16 protein-coding genes and 1 pseudogene are annotated in these 15,722 nt (G+C 62.2%); 11 read left to right on the top strand and 6 right to left on the bottom strand.

Annotated elements, in window-relative coordinates; genetic code table 11:
• The first annotated feature begins 2 nt into the window (after positions 1-2).
• The 6 genes and pseudogenes from cysT to IPK66_03580 all read left to right on the top strand — a co-directional run bounded on the left by cysT (position 3) and on the right by IPK66_03580 (position 4,273).
• Positions 3-863 (top strand): sulfate ABC transporter permease subunit CysT, encoded by an 861-nt coding sequence (cysT, locus tag IPK66_03605; protein MBK8174381.1) that lies wholly within the window; start codon positions 3-5, stop codon positions 861-863.
• A gap of 21 nt (positions 864-884) precedes the next feature.
• On the top strand, positions 885-1,742 hold the full coding sequence (cysW, locus tag IPK66_03600) for a sulfate ABC transporter permease subunit CysW (GenBank protein ID MBK8174380.1): 858 nt from the start codon (positions 885-887) through the stop codon (positions 1,740-1,742).
• A gap of 11 nt (positions 1,743-1,753) precedes the next feature.
• The gene (locus tag IPK66_03595) at positions 1,754-2,854 is read left to right on the top strand and encodes a sulfate ABC transporter ATP-binding protein (GenBank protein ID MBK8174379.1); all 1,101 of its coding nucleotides are present in this window, start codon (positions 1,754-1,756) and stop codon (positions 2,852-2,854) included.
• A gap of 671 nt (positions 2,855-3,525) precedes the next feature.
• Positions 3,526-3,771: a transposase gene (locus IPK66_03590; GenBank protein MBK8174378.1), complete on the top strand. Its 246-nt coding sequence runs from the start codon at positions 3,526-3,528 to the stop codon at positions 3,769-3,771.
• A complete protein-coding gene (locus IPK66_03585) occupies positions 3,768-4,091 on the top strand; it encodes a transposase (protein MBK8174377.1) in 324 nt (107 codons plus the stop codon). The genes IPK66_03590 and IPK66_03585 overlap by 4 nt, the downstream gene beginning before the upstream one ends.
• Positions 4,043-4,273 (top strand): annotated as a pseudogene (locus tag IPK66_03580) (transposase). The gene IPK66_03585 and the pseudogene IPK66_03580 overlap by 49 nt, the downstream one beginning before the upstream one ends.
• Here IPK66_03580 and IPK66_03575 read toward each other — a convergent pair.
• Both IPK66_03575 and purD read right to left on the bottom strand, forming a co-directional pair.
• Entirely contained in the window at positions 4,248-4,562 is a 315-nt protein-coding gene (locus IPK66_03575) for a DUF1244 domain-containing protein (GenBank protein MBK8174376.1), read from the bottom strand. The pseudogene IPK66_03580 and the gene IPK66_03575 overlap by 26 nt on opposite strands.
• Before the next feature lie 81 nt (positions 4,563-4,643).
• Positions 4,644-5,930, bottom strand: coding sequence for a phosphoribosylamine--glycine ligase (gene purD, locus IPK66_03570; protein MBK8174375.1), 1,287 nt, complete (start codon positions 5,928-5,930; stop codon positions 4,644-4,646).
• A 111-nt stretch (positions 5,931-6,041) separates the two neighbouring features.
• Here purD and IPK66_03565 point away from each other — a divergent pair, with 111 nt between their 5' ends.
• From IPK66_03565 to IPK66_03545, 5 genes are all read left to right on the top strand, one after another.
• Complete coding sequence (locus IPK66_03565) at positions 6,042-7,535, top strand: exodeoxyribonuclease VII large subunit (GenBank protein ID MBK8174374.1); 1,494 nt, start codon at positions 6,042-6,044, stop codon at positions 7,533-7,535.
• Between the two features lie 278 nt (positions 7,536-7,813).
• Positions 7,814-8,251, top strand: a complete 438-nt coding sequence (locus tag IPK66_03560) for a hypothetical protein (protein ID MBK8174373.1) — start codon at positions 7,814-7,816, stop codon at positions 8,249-8,251.
• The gene (locus IPK66_03555) at positions 8,220-9,293 is read left to right on the top strand and encodes a hypothetical protein (GenBank protein ID MBK8174372.1); all 1,074 of its coding nucleotides are present in this window, start codon (positions 8,220-8,222) and stop codon (positions 9,291-9,293) included. Before IPK66_03560 ends, IPK66_03555 begins: the two co-directional genes overlap by 32 nt.
• Before the next feature lie 128 nt (positions 9,294-9,421).
• Positions 9,422-9,757 carry an iron-sulfur cluster assembly accessory protein gene (locus IPK66_03550; protein MBK8174371.1) on the top strand — a complete coding sequence of 112 codons (336 nt, stop codon included), beginning with the start codon at positions 9,422-9,424 and terminating at the stop codon, positions 9,755-9,757.
• 714 nt (positions 9,758-10,471) lie between these two features.
• Positions 10,472-11,905, top strand: a complete 1,434-nt coding sequence (locus IPK66_03545) for a carbohydrate porin (GenBank protein MBK8174370.1) — start codon at positions 10,472-10,474, stop codon at positions 11,903-11,905.
• A 124-nt stretch (positions 11,906-12,029) separates the two neighbouring features.
• On the opposite strand, the gene rsfS is transcribed toward IPK66_03545, so the two are convergent.
• From rsfS to IPK66_03525, 4 genes are read right to left on the bottom strand one after another with little or no spacing between them, the layout of a single operon-like run.
• On the bottom strand, positions 12,030-12,425 hold the full coding sequence (gene rsfS, locus IPK66_03540) for a ribosome silencing factor (protein ID MBK8174369.1): 396 nt from the start codon (positions 12,423-12,425) through the stop codon (positions 12,030-12,032).
• Positions 12,426-12,440: 15 nt separating this feature from the next.
• Complete coding sequence (locus IPK66_03535; protein ID MBK8174368.1) at positions 12,441-13,136, bottom strand: nicotinate-nucleotide adenylyltransferase; 696 nt, start codon at positions 13,134-13,136, stop codon at positions 12,441-12,443.
• A gap of 39 nt (positions 13,137-13,175) precedes the next feature.
• Positions 13,176-14,483 carry a glutamate-5-semialdehyde dehydrogenase gene (locus IPK66_03530; protein ID MBK8174367.1) on the bottom strand — a complete coding sequence of 436 codons (1,308 nt, stop codon included), beginning with the start codon at positions 14,481-14,483 and terminating at the stop codon, positions 13,176-13,178.
• The gene (locus IPK66_03525; protein ID MBK8174366.1) at positions 14,480-15,712 is read right to left on the bottom strand and encodes a glutamate 5-kinase; all 1,233 of its coding nucleotides are present in this window, start codon (positions 15,710-15,712) and stop codon (positions 14,480-14,482) included. Before IPK66_03525 ends, IPK66_03530 begins: the two co-directional genes overlap by 4 nt.
• Between the last annotated feature and the right edge of the window lie 10 nt (positions 15,713-15,722).

Here is a 15,722-nt window from a genome sequence, read left to right as displayed (position 1 = left end):
CGATGGCCGCCGCAGCGAGCGCACAGCGGAGCTTCACCGGCTCACCGCGCAAGGAAACGGTGGTCCCCGGTTTCGGCCTGACGCTTGGTCTGACCTTGCTCTATCTTGCCCTAATCGTTCTGATCCCTCTGGCGGCCCTGATCCTCAAATCGTCGTCGCTCGGCTGGCAGGGTTTCTTCGATGCCGCGTTCACGCCGCGCGCCCTCGCCGCCTACCGGCTCAGCTTCGGAACGGCGCTGATCGCGGCCGCCATCAACGCTGTCCTCGGGCTGATCGTCGCCTGGGTGCTGGTGCGCTATGCCTTCCCGGGCAAGCGGCTCATCGACGCTGTCGTCGATCTGCCGTTCGCTCTGCCGACGGCCGTCGCCGGCATCGCCCTGGCGGCACTCTATGCCGAGAACGGATGGATCGGCGCGCCGCTGGCGACCCTCGGGGTGAAGCTCGCGTTCACCCCCGCCGGAATCGTTGTCGCCCTGCTGTTCGAAGGACTGCCGTTCGTCGTCCGAACCGTCGAGCCCGTGCTGCAGGACCTCGACCCTGAAATCGAGGAAGCTGCGGCGAGCCTCGGTGCTGGCCGGATCCAGACGTTTTTACGCATCATTCTGCCGGCAATGATGCCGGCGATCCTGACCGGCTTCGCCCTGGCGTTCGCTCGGGGACTCGGCGAGTACGGTTCGGTCATCTTCATCGCCGGCAATGTGCCGATGGTCTCCGAAATCGCGCCACTGCTCGTCATCATCAAGCTGGAGCAGTTCGATTATGCCGGTGCGACCGCCATTGCCACTGTCGTGCTCGTCGCCGGGTTTAACACGCTCTTCGCTATCAACTGGCTGCAACGCTGGACCAAGCGGCGCAGCGCCTGAACTCCGAAGGAAGTACGGACCATGGTCGGCACCAACGACCGCAAGCTTCGCGTCAGTGTCGCCGAGCCGATTTGGCTGCGGGTCTTACTCATCGCTCTTGCGATCACCATCCTTGCGCTGATCGTCATCTTGCCGCTGGCGGCCGTCTTCGCCGAGGCTCTGCGTCAGGGGATCGGCGCCTATTTCGCATCGTTCGACGACCCCGACGTGCTCGCCGCCATCGAACTGACCCTCCTCGTCGCCGCGATCGCCGTGCCGCTGAACACGATCTTCGGCATCGTCGCGTCGTGGGCGATCGCCAAATTCGAGTTTATCGGCAAGAGCCTGCTGATCACGCTGATCGATTTGCCGTTCTCTGTCTCTCCGGTCGTCGCCGGCCTTGTCTATGTCCTTGTTTTCGGCATTCACGGCTGGTTCGGGTCGTGGTTCGCCGCCAATGGCGTGCAGGTCGTTTTCGCCGTTCCGGGAATCGTGCTGGCGACGATCTTCGTCACCTTTCCCTTCGTTGCCCGCGAACTCATTCCGTTGATGGAGGAACAGGGCAACGAGGAGGAGGAGGCGGCAATTTCCCTCGGGGCGAGCGGCTTCAAGACGTTCTTGCGGGTGACGCTTCCGAACATGAAATGGGGCCTGCTCTACGGCGTTCTGCTGTGCAACGCCCGGGCGATGGGTGAGTTCGGCGCCGTTTCCGTCGTCTCCGGCCACATCCGTGGTGAGACCAACACCATGCCTCTCTACGTAGAAATTCTTTACAACGAATACAACTTCGTTGCCGCCTTCGCCGTCGCCTCGCTTCTGGCGATGCTGGCGCTGGTCACCTTGGTCCTAAAGAAAATCATCGAATGGCGCTTCAGCGGCGGTGCGTCCGTCGTCGGTTGAGAGGTCGAAAGATGGATATCGAGATCAAGAACATTTCCAAGTGCTTCGGGGAATTCGTGGCCCTCAGGGACGTCAGCCTGACGGTGCATCCGGGCGAACTCGTGGCTCTGCTCGGCCCCTCCGGATCGGGTAAGACGACGCTGCTGCGTATCATCGCCGGACTCGAGCGGGCGAGCAGCGGCACGGTGCTGTTCGGCGGCGAGGACGCGCTTGCCCGCTCCATCCGCCAGCGGCGTGTCGGTTTTGTCTTTCAGCATTACGCGCTGTTCCGGCACATGAGCGTTTTCGAGAACGTCGCTTTTGGCCTGCGGGTCAAGGCGCGCGATCAGCGCCCGCGCGAGGCGGAGATTCGCGAGCGGGTCATGCGCCTGCTGACCCTGGTTCAGCTCGACCCGTTCGCCGGACGTTATCCATCGCAGCTTTCCGGTGGACAACGGCAGCGCGTGGCGCTCGCCCGGGCCCTGGCGATCGAACCGGCGGTCTTGCTGCTGGACGAGCCGTTCGGCGCGCTCGACGCCAAGGTGCGCAAGGACCTGCGACGCTGGTTGCGCGGCCTGCACGACGAAATGCAGCTCACCAGCCTGTTCGTCACCCACGACCAGGAGGAAGCGCTCGAGCTCGCCGACCGGGTGGTGCTGATGAACAATGCGGTGATCGAGCAGGTGGGATCGCCAGAGGAGATCTACGACCATCCGGCCTCGTCGTTCGCGTACGAGTTTCTCGGTCACGTCAACCGCTTCAATTGCACAATTGAAGACAGTAAGGTCGAAGTGTGCGGCGGCGAAATCGCCCTGCCGCGAGAACCGGGCAACGGCAACGGGTCCCATGATGGTTCGCCCGCGCTTCCGGACGGCAAGTCGGCGATCGCCTACGTTCGCCCGCATGACATCGAGATCTTTACCTGTCCGGTGATGGTCGGAGCCCCCGCTGTCGTGCGCTACATCTCGGCGGCGGGTCCAGTGGTTAAAGTCGAGCTGTCGACCGAGGAGGCGGCCCGCTTGGTCGAAGCGGAGATTCCACGCGGCCACGTGCACAGGCTTGACCTGCAGATCGGCCAGCCGGTGTACATCCGCGCGCGCAACGCCCGGATCTTCCCCGGCGCGAGCCTCTAAGCACGCCCTGCTGACAGTACCGCCAAGTTGTTCAGGTGAAACCCAACGAAGGACGCACGATTCACTGTCGGATCGATCGATGCGCGTTCTCGGCCCAGCTGTTGATCCTCTACTCCTTGCGCCGCCGGTGTTCGACGACCGACATGATCTCGCGCCTGCCCCCGGCGTTGTCGGTCACCATCACCCGCGGTGCCCGGTCCTGTGCTTTCATCAGCTACTGCATTGACGCAAATAAATGATTCATGGGCCGGGTTGGCTGTGCGATTCTGTGTGCATGGCACAGACGGCGAGCGTCATCGTTGGAGCCGACCCCGCTCCAATCAAGCCACTGGTCCCAAATTCGGGGGCCACTTCACGAACGCCTCGACCGCTTCCAACCCGCCGAGTGCAACAACGATCTCGTCAATGCAGGGTATGCTTCCGCCTCAGACGATAACGCTCTAGATTTTTGCTCCCGGGGGCCGGCCACGAGCGCCGTCCATCGCTGTCAGCCGATGCGCTGTAAGCGGCGCTTTGGCCGCACGTTGCTTCCGGTGACGGCTTTCGGATGATGGCGGCTGTTATTCCGGGACGAACCTTCGACGACCGTCTGCCCGTGCTGCCGGGGGCCGATGCATATTATCGGCGAGTGCAGCTCCCAGCGCCTCGACATCATCTGGATGCGTTAACAGGTGATCGTCACCCGCCGACCGAAGCACGACTGCCGCGCCTGCGGGAGCGCGGTGGTGCAGGCACCGATATCTCCACGGCTGATCGAGGGCGACCTGCCCGCCGAGCGGATGGCGGCGCACGCGCTGGTGACGAAGTACGCGGACCATGCGCCGCTCTACCGGCAGGCGCAGATGCTGGCCCGTCAAGGCATCGTCATCGACCTCTCGACCTGGCGTCCTAGGTCGCTACCGCGGCGGCCGAGCTGAAGCCGCTGTGGCGGCTGCTACGAGCCGAACGGCTCGGCTCGACAAAACTATTCGTCGACGAGACGATCACATCGGTGCTCGATCCGGGGCGCGGCCGTACCACAACCGGCTACTTCTGGGCGATCGCGCGCGACGACCGGCCATGGGCCGGTATCGATGCGCCGGCGGTGGTCTTCGCCTACGCGCCCGGCCGCGGCAACGCGCGTGCGGCCGCCTTGCTCGAGGACTTCCGCGGCATCCTGCAGACCGACGCCTATGTCGCCTACAACAAATCGCTGAACCGCGCGCCGGCGACGGGGCGAAGGCCGGCGCGGTGCTGATCGCCCATTGCTGGGTACACTGCCGGCGGCGGTTCTTCGAGATCGCGCAGAGGCGGCCGGCGCCGATCGCCCGCGAAGCGCTGCAACGGATCACGGCTCTCTATAAGATCAAGGCGGAAATCCGGGCCGCAGCGCCGATGAGCACCCGGTCGCTGGTTAGTGACCAGCAATCACCGCGTGCAGCGGCTTCGTCTCCTCGAAAAGACGTTGCTGTTCGTCGTTTGCCTCGGTCTGGTGCTTTGCCTTCCATTCGGCGAAGGGCATGCCGTAAACGATTTCTCTGGCTTCATCGTAGGTCATTGTCAGGCCCTGCGCCTTTGCGGCCGCCTGGTACCATTTGGAAAGGCAATTGCGGCAAAAGCCGGCAAGGTTCATCAGATCGATGTTCTGCACATCGCTACGCTTTCGTAGGTGCTCGACAAGGCCGCGGAACGCGGCGGCTTCGAGCGCAATGCGGGTTTCGTCGTCCATGGCATCGTCCTTAAGACCGGAAAAAGGAAAACTGTCGTGGCAAGGGTGGGGACGTGGAACGGCACGCGCTCACCCGGACAACTAGATTCGCCCGACCGCGCGCCAACCGATATCGCGACGACAGAAACCGCCCGGCCAGTCAATTCGATCAACGGCTCGGTAGGCGAGAGCCTGGGCCTCGGCAACGCTGCCGGCGCGCGCGGCGATGCCGAGAACACGGCCGCCATCGGCGATCAAACGGCCACCGGCTGGGCCGTCCTCGCGCTTGGTACCAGCATGAAACACGGTGATCCCGGGAATTCCGGCCGCCGCGTCGAGACCGCCGATCACCGAGCCGCGCGGATAGTGGCCCGGATAGCCGTTTGCTGCCATGACGACGACAAGAGCCGGATCCGTGTACCAGTCGAGCTCGACGTCGGTCATCCGGCCCTCGGCGCAGGCGACGAGCGCGGCGAGAAGGTCTGATTTCAATCGCAAGATCAGCGGCTGACATTCCGGATCGCCGAAGCGGGCATTGAATTCGAGGACTTTGATGCCTTCGGAGGTAAACATCAGGCCCGCGTAGAGCACGCCGCTGTAAGGCCTACCCTCCTCGACGAGGCCCCGTATCACCGGCTTTATCACCCCCTCCATCACCTCTTCGGCGATCGCAGGCGTGATGATCGGTGCCGGTGAATAGGCACCCATGCCACCGGTGTTCGGCCCTAGATCGCCATCGAACGCCGCCTTGTGGTCCTGAGCCGAGGCGAGGGGTACGGCTTCCTCGCCGTGAACGAGGGCAAAAAAGCTTGCTTCCTCACCTTGGAGCAGTTCCTCAATAACGAGCTGCTCGCCGGCGGACCCGAACGCAGCTTCGGTCATAAGGTGGTCGACCGCGGCGAATGCCTCATTTTCATTATGGCAGAGGATGACACCCTTGCCGGCGGCGAGCCCGTCCGCCTTGACAACGAGCGGCACACCGGCACGGTGAATGTACTCCTTTGCCTGATCCGGCTCGTCAAAGCGCTCATAGGCAGCCGTTGGCACGCCCAGACGGGCGCATAAGTCCTTCATAAAGCCCTTTGAGCCTTCGATCGCTGCCGCCGCGGCTCGAGGACCAAAGGCAAGGATTCCTTCGGCTTCCAGCTGGTCGACAAGCCCGGCGACGAGCGGCGCTTCCGGCCCGACGACGACAAAGTCGACATTTTCGTCGCGGGCCAGCTGGACGAGGCCTGCGACGTCGTCCGACGCGACGTCGAGACACTGGGCAATCTCGGCAATCCCGGCGTTGCCGGGGGCGCACAGCAGTGACTGGCACAGCGGCGATGCGCGGAGCGCCCAGCACAACGCGTGTTCACGGCCACCAGAGCCGATTACGAGCACCTTCATTCGACGTCTCCCGCGTCACCGTGCGTGCTTCCGGGTTCCGTGTCCCGGTGCATGCGAATCGACGCCACGACAGGTTTTGCCGCCGGCAGCGTCATCGGCCATACTCTCAGCATGAATCGCTCTTCCGTCGTTGACAAGCACGTCGACAACCTGCCGGTGATCAGTGTCGGCGAACTCGCATACGCGCTGAAACGCCATATCGAGCAAGGCTTCGAGACCGTGCGCGTGCAAGGAGAGATCACCGGCTTCAAGCGCGCCGCTTCGGGCCACCTTTATTTCTCTTTGAAGGATGCCGAGGCATGCCTCGACAGCGTCTGCTGGCGTGCGGTCGCCAGTCGCCTGAGCATTGCTCCGGCCGACGGGATCGAGATTGTCGCAACCGGCCGGATCACCACTTATCCCGACCGATCAAAATATCAGCTCGTCGTCGAGCACATTGAGCTCGCAGGCGAGGGGGCGCTGCTCAAACTGTTGGAGGAGCGACGACGTCGGCTTGCCGAAGAGGGGCTCTTCGATGCCGGCCGCAAGCGCCCGATCCCCCTGCTGCCGGATGTCATCGGGGTCGTCACCTCGCCGAGCGGCGCGGTTATCCGCGACATCTTGCATCGCCTCGATGACCGATTTCCGCGCCACGTGCTGCTTTGGCCGGTCCTTGTTCAGGGAACGGAAGCGGCCACGCAGATCGCTGCGGCGATCACCGGCTTCAATGCCTTGCCTTCAGGCGGTTCGGTGCCGCGGCCGGACCTGTTGATCGTTGCGCGAGGCGGTGGGAGTCTCGAAGACCTTTGGGCGTTTAACGAGGAAATCGTCGTCCGCGCCGCAGCCACCTCGTCCATCCCGTTGATCTCTGCCGTCGGCCACGAAACCGACTGGACCCTGATCGACCACGCCGCCGACCTCCGCGCGCCGACGCCCACCGCCGCCGCCGAGATGGCGGTGCCGGTTCGCATCGAGCTCGCCGCTCGCCTGCTGGGTTTCCAGACGCGCCTCGCAGGTGCAACGTCTCGTTCACTCGACGAGCGCCGATCCCGTGTGCTGGCGGCCGCCCGCGGCTTGCCGAGACCGCAAAATCTGTTGCTCACCGCGCGGCAGCGTCTCGACGATTGGGGTGAGCGGCTGCGGCAGGGTCTCGGTATCGGTGTTGAGCGCCGCCGCCGTCGCCTTACGCATGCCGAAGCGGGCCTTCAAAGCCCTCTGCCGAAGATCGATCATCGACGCACGCAAGTGGCCGCAGAGCGGCGGGCGCTGGATGGCGCTCTGCGCGCCCTGCTCGCCGCGAGGACGAATAGCCTGCAAAGAGCGGGTGGCCTTCTTGCGAGCTTCTCTTATGAAGAAGTGCTGCGGCGTGGCTTCGCGCTGATTCTCGACGCCGATGGACATGTTGTCTCGACGATCAAGAGTTTGCGGCCCGACGCCCGATTCGCAATACGCCTGACGGATGGCGATGCTAGGGTTCGCGTCATTGACCGCTCCAGCGATGCCGTGGCTTCGAGGGGGGAGCAGACCTCCGGAGCGAGCGAGGAGACCAAACATGGCGGACGCGCGTCCGGTAGCTTGCGCGCCGGCAAGCGCAAGTCGGGCTCCGAACAGGGTTCGCTCTTTTAAGGCACCATTCTGTTTGTCTGGGTCAATCGAACTGCGGGCAGGTAATACACCCTAAAACGGTGATTCATCTCGCAATGACGACGAGTCAGAGTCGCGCTGATGTCGATAACGCGCTCGTAATGCGTCGATGAATCCAGTCCTCAAGGCGGGCTGGATTCGCGTATGGGTAATGCCACCATTGGCTTTTGGTGGCTGTCATACAACTGTCAATTGCCGCGTTAACCGCTTGCCCCGATTCTTCGATCCACTCGGACGTGGAAAGGGTGCGGGAGCGGACAATGACGACGACCAATCTTGAGCAGCTTCTGGAAGAAACCCAGCGCGTGCGCGCGCGGGTCGCGGACGAAGGCGAGACGATTCTTTCGCGCTGGCGGGCGATGCCGAATGGCGACTTTGATCGCGATGGAATGGGCAATCTCGCCCATTATCTCTCATTTCGCACGATGGACCTGCGGCCGTTACAGAAATCGCTGGTCGCCGTTGGCTTATTAGGGCTTGGTCGATGCGAGAGCCGGGTGATGCCGACACTGGATTCGGTTCTTGCCAATCTCGATCAGCTGACCCGAAAAGCCGGGACAATCGAGCGTCCGAGCGTAGAGGCGTTCTGGTCCGGAATGCACTGCTCAAGCGCGCGACCGACATCTTGCTGGGAGCGCCGATCGAAGGTCGTAAGACGCGCATCTTGTGACTCTCTCGGCCAAGGCAGCCAAAGATAAAAAGCACGTAGCCGAACTGGTGGCGGCCGGGATGGATGCCGCCCGGATCAACTGCGCACACGACGGCCCCAAACCGTGGGCGGCGATGATCCGCAACGTTAAGGACGCGGCGAACGCGCAAGGCCGCGGCTGTCCGGTGCTGATGGACTTGCAGGGGCCGAAAATCCGCACCCGCACGGTAATCACTCCGGAAGACGAAAACATGGTTTATGCCGGTGATCACATCCTGATCACATTTGACGAGCCGGCGGCCCGTCGCGAATTCCCGTATCAGGCGAGTTGCGCCATGCTGGACGTGCTGCATCAGGTCGCGGCCGGAGCCAAGATATCGATCAAGGATGGCCTGATCGTCGGACACGTCGACGAGGTTCGTCGGGAGGGCTTGTTGGTCGCGGTCACGCGCACGCCTCCGGAAGGTCAGCCGCTGGAGATTGAAAAGGGGATCAATTTTCCCAATACAGCGTTGAGCGTCTCGCCGTTGTCGGCGGAGGACCTGGAAGATCTCGACTTCGTTGCCGAGCACGCGGATATGGTTGGCTATTCATTCGTCCAGCGAGTCGAGGACATGGCCTGGCTGCAGGACGAACTGAAAAAACGCCGCGGCAGTCGCCCTCCGCTGGGCATTGTTGCCAAGGTCGAAACGCAACTCGCGTTCACCAACCTGCCGGCCCTGATCGTTCAGGCGACGTCCGGTAATCCGTTCGCAGTGATGATCGCGCGCGGCGATCTTGCCGTCGAAATCGGCTACGAGCGGTTGTCGGAGGTGCAGGAGGAAATCCTGTGGCTTTGCGAGGCGGCGTATGTGCCGGTTATTTGGGCGACACAGGTTCTGGAAAACCTGGTGAAACGAGGCATGCCGTCGCGCGGCGAGTTCACCGATGCGGCGATGGGGAACCGGGCGGAATGTGTGATGCTCAACAAGGGACCCTACATCGCCGAGGGCATCGCCGTGCTCGACAATGTGCTACGCCGCATGGAAGCGCACATGACCAAGAAGAGCCCGCAGCTTCGCGCCCTTTCCGCGTGGGCCGGACTGAACTGACGCGGTGGAAGCCTTACGCGATCACGATCGCAAGAAACGGCGATCGGCGGCGGCTGCCGGCGGCGAGTTGGCGCAAGTTTTGCTCACTACGCACGTTGTGACCTGAACCAACAAAAGGTGACACTGGCATGTTGGAACTAACTGAGAACGCCGCGGGCGCGATAAAGCGGGCGATCGAACGAAGCCAAGAGGATTCGTCTGGGTTGCGCGTAACGCTGGTGGACGGCGGTTGCGCTGAAATGAAATTCAAGCTCGATCTGGTAAGAGAGGCCAGCGCAGGTGATGGCGTCTTTAACTATGATGGGTTCTCGATTTTTATCGATCCCGCTACCGGTGACCTGATTAAGGGAACTCGCGTCGATTACGTTGAAAACCTTGATGGCGGGAGCTTTGTATTTCAAAATCCGCAAGCGGAATCGACCTGCGTCTGCGGTAAATCGTTCACGCCGGCACGCGATGCCTGAGTATCCCCGCGTGGCCGCAGCCGCGCTGGGACTTTTGCATGGAACAATCTACGGTAAACGAATTCGAACACATCAAGTGTAAGTGCGATTTGTGAAGCTCCGCTGAGGGGTGGCCTCTTGACCGCCCGCCGGTGCTCCCGCCGGCGGGTCGGACACCGATGATGATGGCAATTGAGCCGTCAGGCGATTTTGATGCCCGGGTTCTTGGTGCCGGCTGCTCAATGCTTGAGCGTTCGAGATCGTTATCCGATGGCCCGCGAATCGATCGACGATTCCGCTGATCCAGCGCGGCGAGATATCGTCGTGCAGACGTGTGCTTTTTTGCCTGACATGCCCTCAATGAGGACGGGGCGACGCGCGCGCCGCTACCGTTATCTCAAAACTTGCAACGAAATCATGGGGACAGACGGAGGCGGGAATCCCGCACGTCTGTTCTGACTCCGGTCCAGCCTATTGAGCGTGATCGGACGTAATTTTCTGCATGATTCTCGTGTTGCTTGTGCAAATTTCGAATGTTTTGGAAAATTGCGGTGCATCGATTAAAAATATTCGCGCTTTGGCGGCGATCAAGGAAAGAAAATTCTACGACAAGACGGTAGCGGGGCCCCCGACGTCGACCGCCGTCACACCGCTTTGAGGGGACGGGAGGGAAACTGCATGTCCGAACGGATTCGCCGAGGCCGACGGCTGCACCGAAGGCAGCAAGCGTGCCGCATGAATCAAGCCCAGACCGCTATCGTTGGTGCGCTGATTTTGGCGATATCGCCGCCTGCCGTGAACGCTGCGGAGACAAGGGACGACGCCACGGTCGATGCCGCCCAAGCAGCCGGTCCGGCAACAGATCAGGATGACACGCCCCCGGTTACGCCCGATCCGAACCGGGGCTACGGTGGCCGGGCCGCGACAGGCCATCTTACCCGCAAGCTCGAAAAAAGCCGACGATCGGCGCTGAAGGCCAAACCCAAGACCGGCGAAGCGCTGCAGGATTGGCTCAATGGACCCTCGATCCTCGGTGAATGGGGCGGCTACCGGCAGCAGTTGGACGATCTCGGGATTACCTTCGGCGGTTTCAGCGGCAATGCGTTTTTCGCCAATGCCACCGGCGGCGCCCGGCGCAGCGCCACGGCTGCGAGCTTTACCCAGGCTTGGACCGACCTCGATTTCGAAAAGCTCTCTGGATGGACGGGCTTTCTTATTCACACCGAGATGGCCATTACCGGCGGTAACAACCTCTCGGGACACAATCGTGTCGGAAATCTCTTCAATGTCGCCACGGAATACACGCCGAATGGCGTTTACCTCGGCCAGATGTACGCGCAGCAAGCGTTCTTCGGTGACGCGCTCAGCCTGCAGGTCGGGCGTCTGACGACGACCAACAATTTTGCGACGCTGCCGGTCTTTACCGATTATGTCTCAGTCGCCGGTAACGGTACGCCGACAGCACTACCGCTGGGTTCGACCTACTTCACCTATCCGCCAGCCGTTGAATGGGGGGCTGTCGCGACAGCACAGGCGACCAGCAGGATCACCGTCGCCGGCGGTGTCTACAACACCAACAACAGCAGCGCGGCGCCTCAAGCCTCGCAGAACGGCACAGATTTCGGTCTGACGTTCGATAATGGCGTCATGGCCGTGTCGCAAATCACCTACACAGATCCCGCCACCGATCCAATCTGTCTTCCCGGCATCTTCGCGTTCGGCAGCTATTATTCGAGCGCGGACTACCCGCGCTTACGTAACGGTCGGGACAAATCAGGCAACTACGGTTTTTACTGGATGGCGCAGCAGATGGTCTATCAGCAGGGTGGCCCCGGCAGCCCCCAGGGACTTACGCCGTGGTTTGCGGTTGCCTGGAATCCGGAAGAAAGCGCTGACTTCTTGCCGCTCTACGTATCGGGTGGCGCCGTCTACCAGGGCCTTATCCCCGGCAGGAACACCGATACGACGGCGCTCGCCGTCTACTCGGGGACGTTCAGTAAGTTCGCGCAAAACACCACCACGGAGACGGTTCTCGAAGCGAATTATACCCTGTGGGCCACCCCATGGCTTGGCATCACCCCCGACTTTCAATACGTTTTCAATCCGATGGGTGGTGCCAGCAAGAACGACGCGGCGGTATTCGGCGGTCAGATTCTCATTGTCTTCTGACCTTGATTTGCAGAGGTACGAGAATTCGAACGCCTAGCGTATGGGCCGGCGAAGCCGGATGAATTCAACCGCGAATGACCAGCGCCCATAAATATTCGGCTCATTTGGTAAATTTAAATTTCAGTCAAGAGCCGAGTCTGATCCGGCGCGAACCAGGTCCCTCGTTATCAAGTGCCGACGTTCCCCAGAGTCGCTCGATCGCATAAAACGCCCGCATCTCCGGGCGAAACAGGTGCACGACCACGTCGCCCGTGTCGATCAGCACCCAATCGCACTGCGCCGCCCCTTCGATCGCAACGGGGGGGAGGTTCAACGTCTTGACGGCCGCAAGGATGTGCTCAGCCATAGCGGAAATGTGCCGTGCCGAGGTACCTGACGCGATGATCAAAAAGTCGGCCATGCTGGACTTGCCGGCAAGATCGATCACAACCACGTCCACGGCCTTGACGTCGTCAAGCGTGCGCTTGATTACATTGACGACGGCTTCGGCCGAAGAGGCTGTGTTAATTATCGGAAGGATGGTGCCGCCTCCTTGTCATCGCCGCTCCATGGTCATCATCGTCTCCCGCGCTTCCATGCTTTGCCGCTCTGCTGCGCCGGCCCGCGCCTTGGCTCGATCGACGTCCGATACGGCCCGCCGTGCGCGAATCCGGGTCGCGGACGCCGCGTGCGGGCGAATATTCAAAAAGACCCAGGCTGGCGGCGGCATTGTTACGATCGATCGAGCCAGCGGTTCGACGACCCGTGCATCGGCGAAGACCCGCGCCGATCGTGCAGTCAATGCCAGTTTAGAGTATGGCGGGCGCGAAAATACGGCAATGGGTATCAAGCGAAAAAGCCGCTTCCAATCCTTCCAACCGCTCACCTGCTGCAGGTTGTCGGCGCCCATGAGCCAGACGAAGCGGCACTTCGGAAAGCGCGGCAGCAGAAGGGCGAGCGAATCGGCGGTGTGTGCGGTGCCCAGGCGACGCTCCACGTCGGTTACGCGAATCCGTGGATGGCGCGCGACCCGGGTGGCCGCTTTCAGCCGCTCGTCGAACGGCGCCATTTCGCGCGTGCTCTTCAGCGGGTTTTGCGGCGTAATCATCCACCAAACTTCGTCGAGGCGAAGTCGCTTCAGCGCCAGCATCGAAATGTGGCGATGTCCCTCGTGGGCGGGGTTGAATGATCCGCCGAGAAGACCGATCCGCCGCGCGGCCAAGGCTTCACGCCCGGACACGAAGGGACATATGACGTCGCAAATCGTCTGTCCGCGCGAAACGGGGACACTTCAAGGGCGGCATTGGCCACCACCCCTGACGATGTATTTGAAACTGGTGAGTTGTTCCACGCCGACAGGTCCACGGGCGTGCAGCTTTCCCGTGGCAATACCGATTTCTGCCCCCATGCCGAACTCACCGCCATCGGCGAATTGTGTTGATGCGTTGATCATCAAGATGGCGCTGTCAATGGAGCCAACAAAACTCTCCGCGGCAATAGGATCCTCAGTGATGATTGCGTCGGTATGGTGCGAAGAATGCCGGTTTACATGGCGAATGGCCTCGTCGAGGTTCTCGACGATTTTCACCGAAAGGATCGTATCCAAATACTCCGTATCCCAATCCCGCTCGCTTGCCGGCACTACGCGGCAATCGATCGCCCGCGTCGCCGCGTCGCCGCGAACCTCGCAGCCGGAGGTGATGAGATCGCTGATAATATCGGGCAGAAGTGCGGGGGCCACATCTTGATCAATAAGTAAAGTTTCGGTGGCACCGCAAATGCCCGGGCGCCGCATCTTGGCGTTGAACACGACTCGGCGTGCCATCTCGTGATCCGCTTCGGCGTGCACGTACGTATGGCAGATGCCGTCCAGGTGCTGGAACAGCGGCACCTTGCTTTCGGCGGTAACGCGCTCGATCAGAGAGCGCCCGCCTCGCGGCACGATAACGTCGATGCAGGTGTTCATCTTCAGCATCTCACCAACTGCGGTGCGGTCGGTGGTTGGCACGAGCTGGATACTGGTGTCCGGCAGGCCGGCAGCCATGAGTCCTGCCGTCAGGCATTCGGAAATCACCGAAGCACTGAGGAAACTTTCCGATCCGCAGCGCAAGATCGCCGCATTCCCCGATTTCAGGCACAGGCCGCCGGCGTCGGCGGTGACGTTCGGGCGGGATTCGTAAATTACCCCGATGACGCCGATGGGCGTGCGAACACGCGCGATATGGAGTCCGTTGGGCCGGTCCCACTGCGCGATCGTCGTGCCAACCGGGTCAGGCAGAGCGGCGATCTCGTCGAGGCCACGCGCCATCGACTCAATGCGTTCGGGCGTCAGGTGAAGTCGGTCAAGCAGCGTCGTCGCCAAGCCCTTCTTGCGGCCGGCTTCAACGTCGCGGTCATTGGCCGACAGGATGTCGCGAAAGCGTGCCCGGATGTTCATCGCCGCCTGGCGAAGCGCTTGGTTCTTCGCGTCGCTGGCAGCGAGCGCGAGGACGCGAGCCGCCTTGCGGGCCGACGTTCCGATATGGTGCATCAGCCGTCGCAGGCTGTCCTCGCCGGGCACGACGGCACCGACGGCAACATCGGCAGTGAGCGTGGTCATTGACTGTTCTCTCGGTGCAAAGCCAGATCGCCTCGATGGATCAGTTCATCTCGACCACGGTAGCCGAGGCACGCCTGTATTTCACGGGTTTTGTGACCGATAATGAGACGCGCGTCAGCCGATGAGTAGGCGCAGAGGCCCCGCCCGAGTTCCCGTCCGTCTGCGGTGCGGACGATAACGGCAGCACCCTTACCAAACGTGCCCTCGATCGCGACGACACCGGCCGGCAGCAGACTCTTTCCGTGGGCGAGAGCCGCCTCGGCACCGGTATCGACAACGAGCACGCCCGCCGGCTTCAAGGTCCCGGCGATCCACCGCTTGCGTGCGGCTTGCGGGCTTGCGGCAGATGGGAACCAGGTGCAGCGCGCGCCGTCTTCAATACGCGCGAGCGGATTGAGGGCGTGCCCATGCGCGATCACCATGCTGCAGCCGGCGGCGAGGGCGATGCGCGCGGCGGCAATCTTCGTGTGCATGCCGCCGCTGCCAACTCCCGATCGAGGATCACCGGCCATCTTGTCGATCTCCGGGGTGATCTCGTTGACAATGTCGAAGAAACGCGCATCGGGATCGGTGTGAGGGTCGGCGGAATAAAGGCCGTCGATGTCGGAAAGCAGCACCAGGAGATCGGCTCCGACCATCGCCGCCACGCGCGCGGCGAGGCGGTCGTTGTCGCCGAAACGGATCTCGTCCGTCGCCACCGTATCGTTTTCGTTGATCAGCGGCACGGCACCGAGCCGGAGCAGCATCTCCAACGTGTTCCGCGCATTAATGTAGCGACGGCGGTCCTCACTATCGTCAAGCGTTAACAGCACTTGCGCGACGGTGATCTCGTGCCTGGCGAGAACCTCCTGATATGCATGAGCGAGACGGATCATCCCGGTCGCCGCCGCGGCCTGCTTTTCGTCGAGTCGCAAAACGCCCGCGCCCAGCCGAAGATGGCGACGCCCGACGGCAATGGCGCCCGAGGAAACAAGAACCACCTCCTGACCGCGCGCTCGGCATCGGGCGAGGTCAACGGCGAGAGCTTCGAGCCACATGCGCCGGATAGCGCCGCTGCGCTCGTCGGCGAGCAGGGCCGAGCCTATCTTTACCACCAGCCGCCGGTAGCCGCTAAAGGTCGGCAGCCCCCCCCACCCTGTTGTCGGGTTTGCGGTCGAGGCCGTTGTCCTCAGACGAACCGTCCATGTGTTCAAGCTCGTTGCAATCGTGACAGCCGCGCGAATCCGCATCCGTAGCGTT

Source organism: Rhodospirillales bacterium (genome assembly GCA_016712595.1).
Lineage (GTDB): Bacteria > Pseudomonadota > Alphaproteobacteria > Rhodospirillales > Defluviicoccaceae > Defluviicoccus.
Note: the sequence above shows the minus strand (reverse complement) of the source record. Positions and strands in the feature narration are given on the sequence as shown.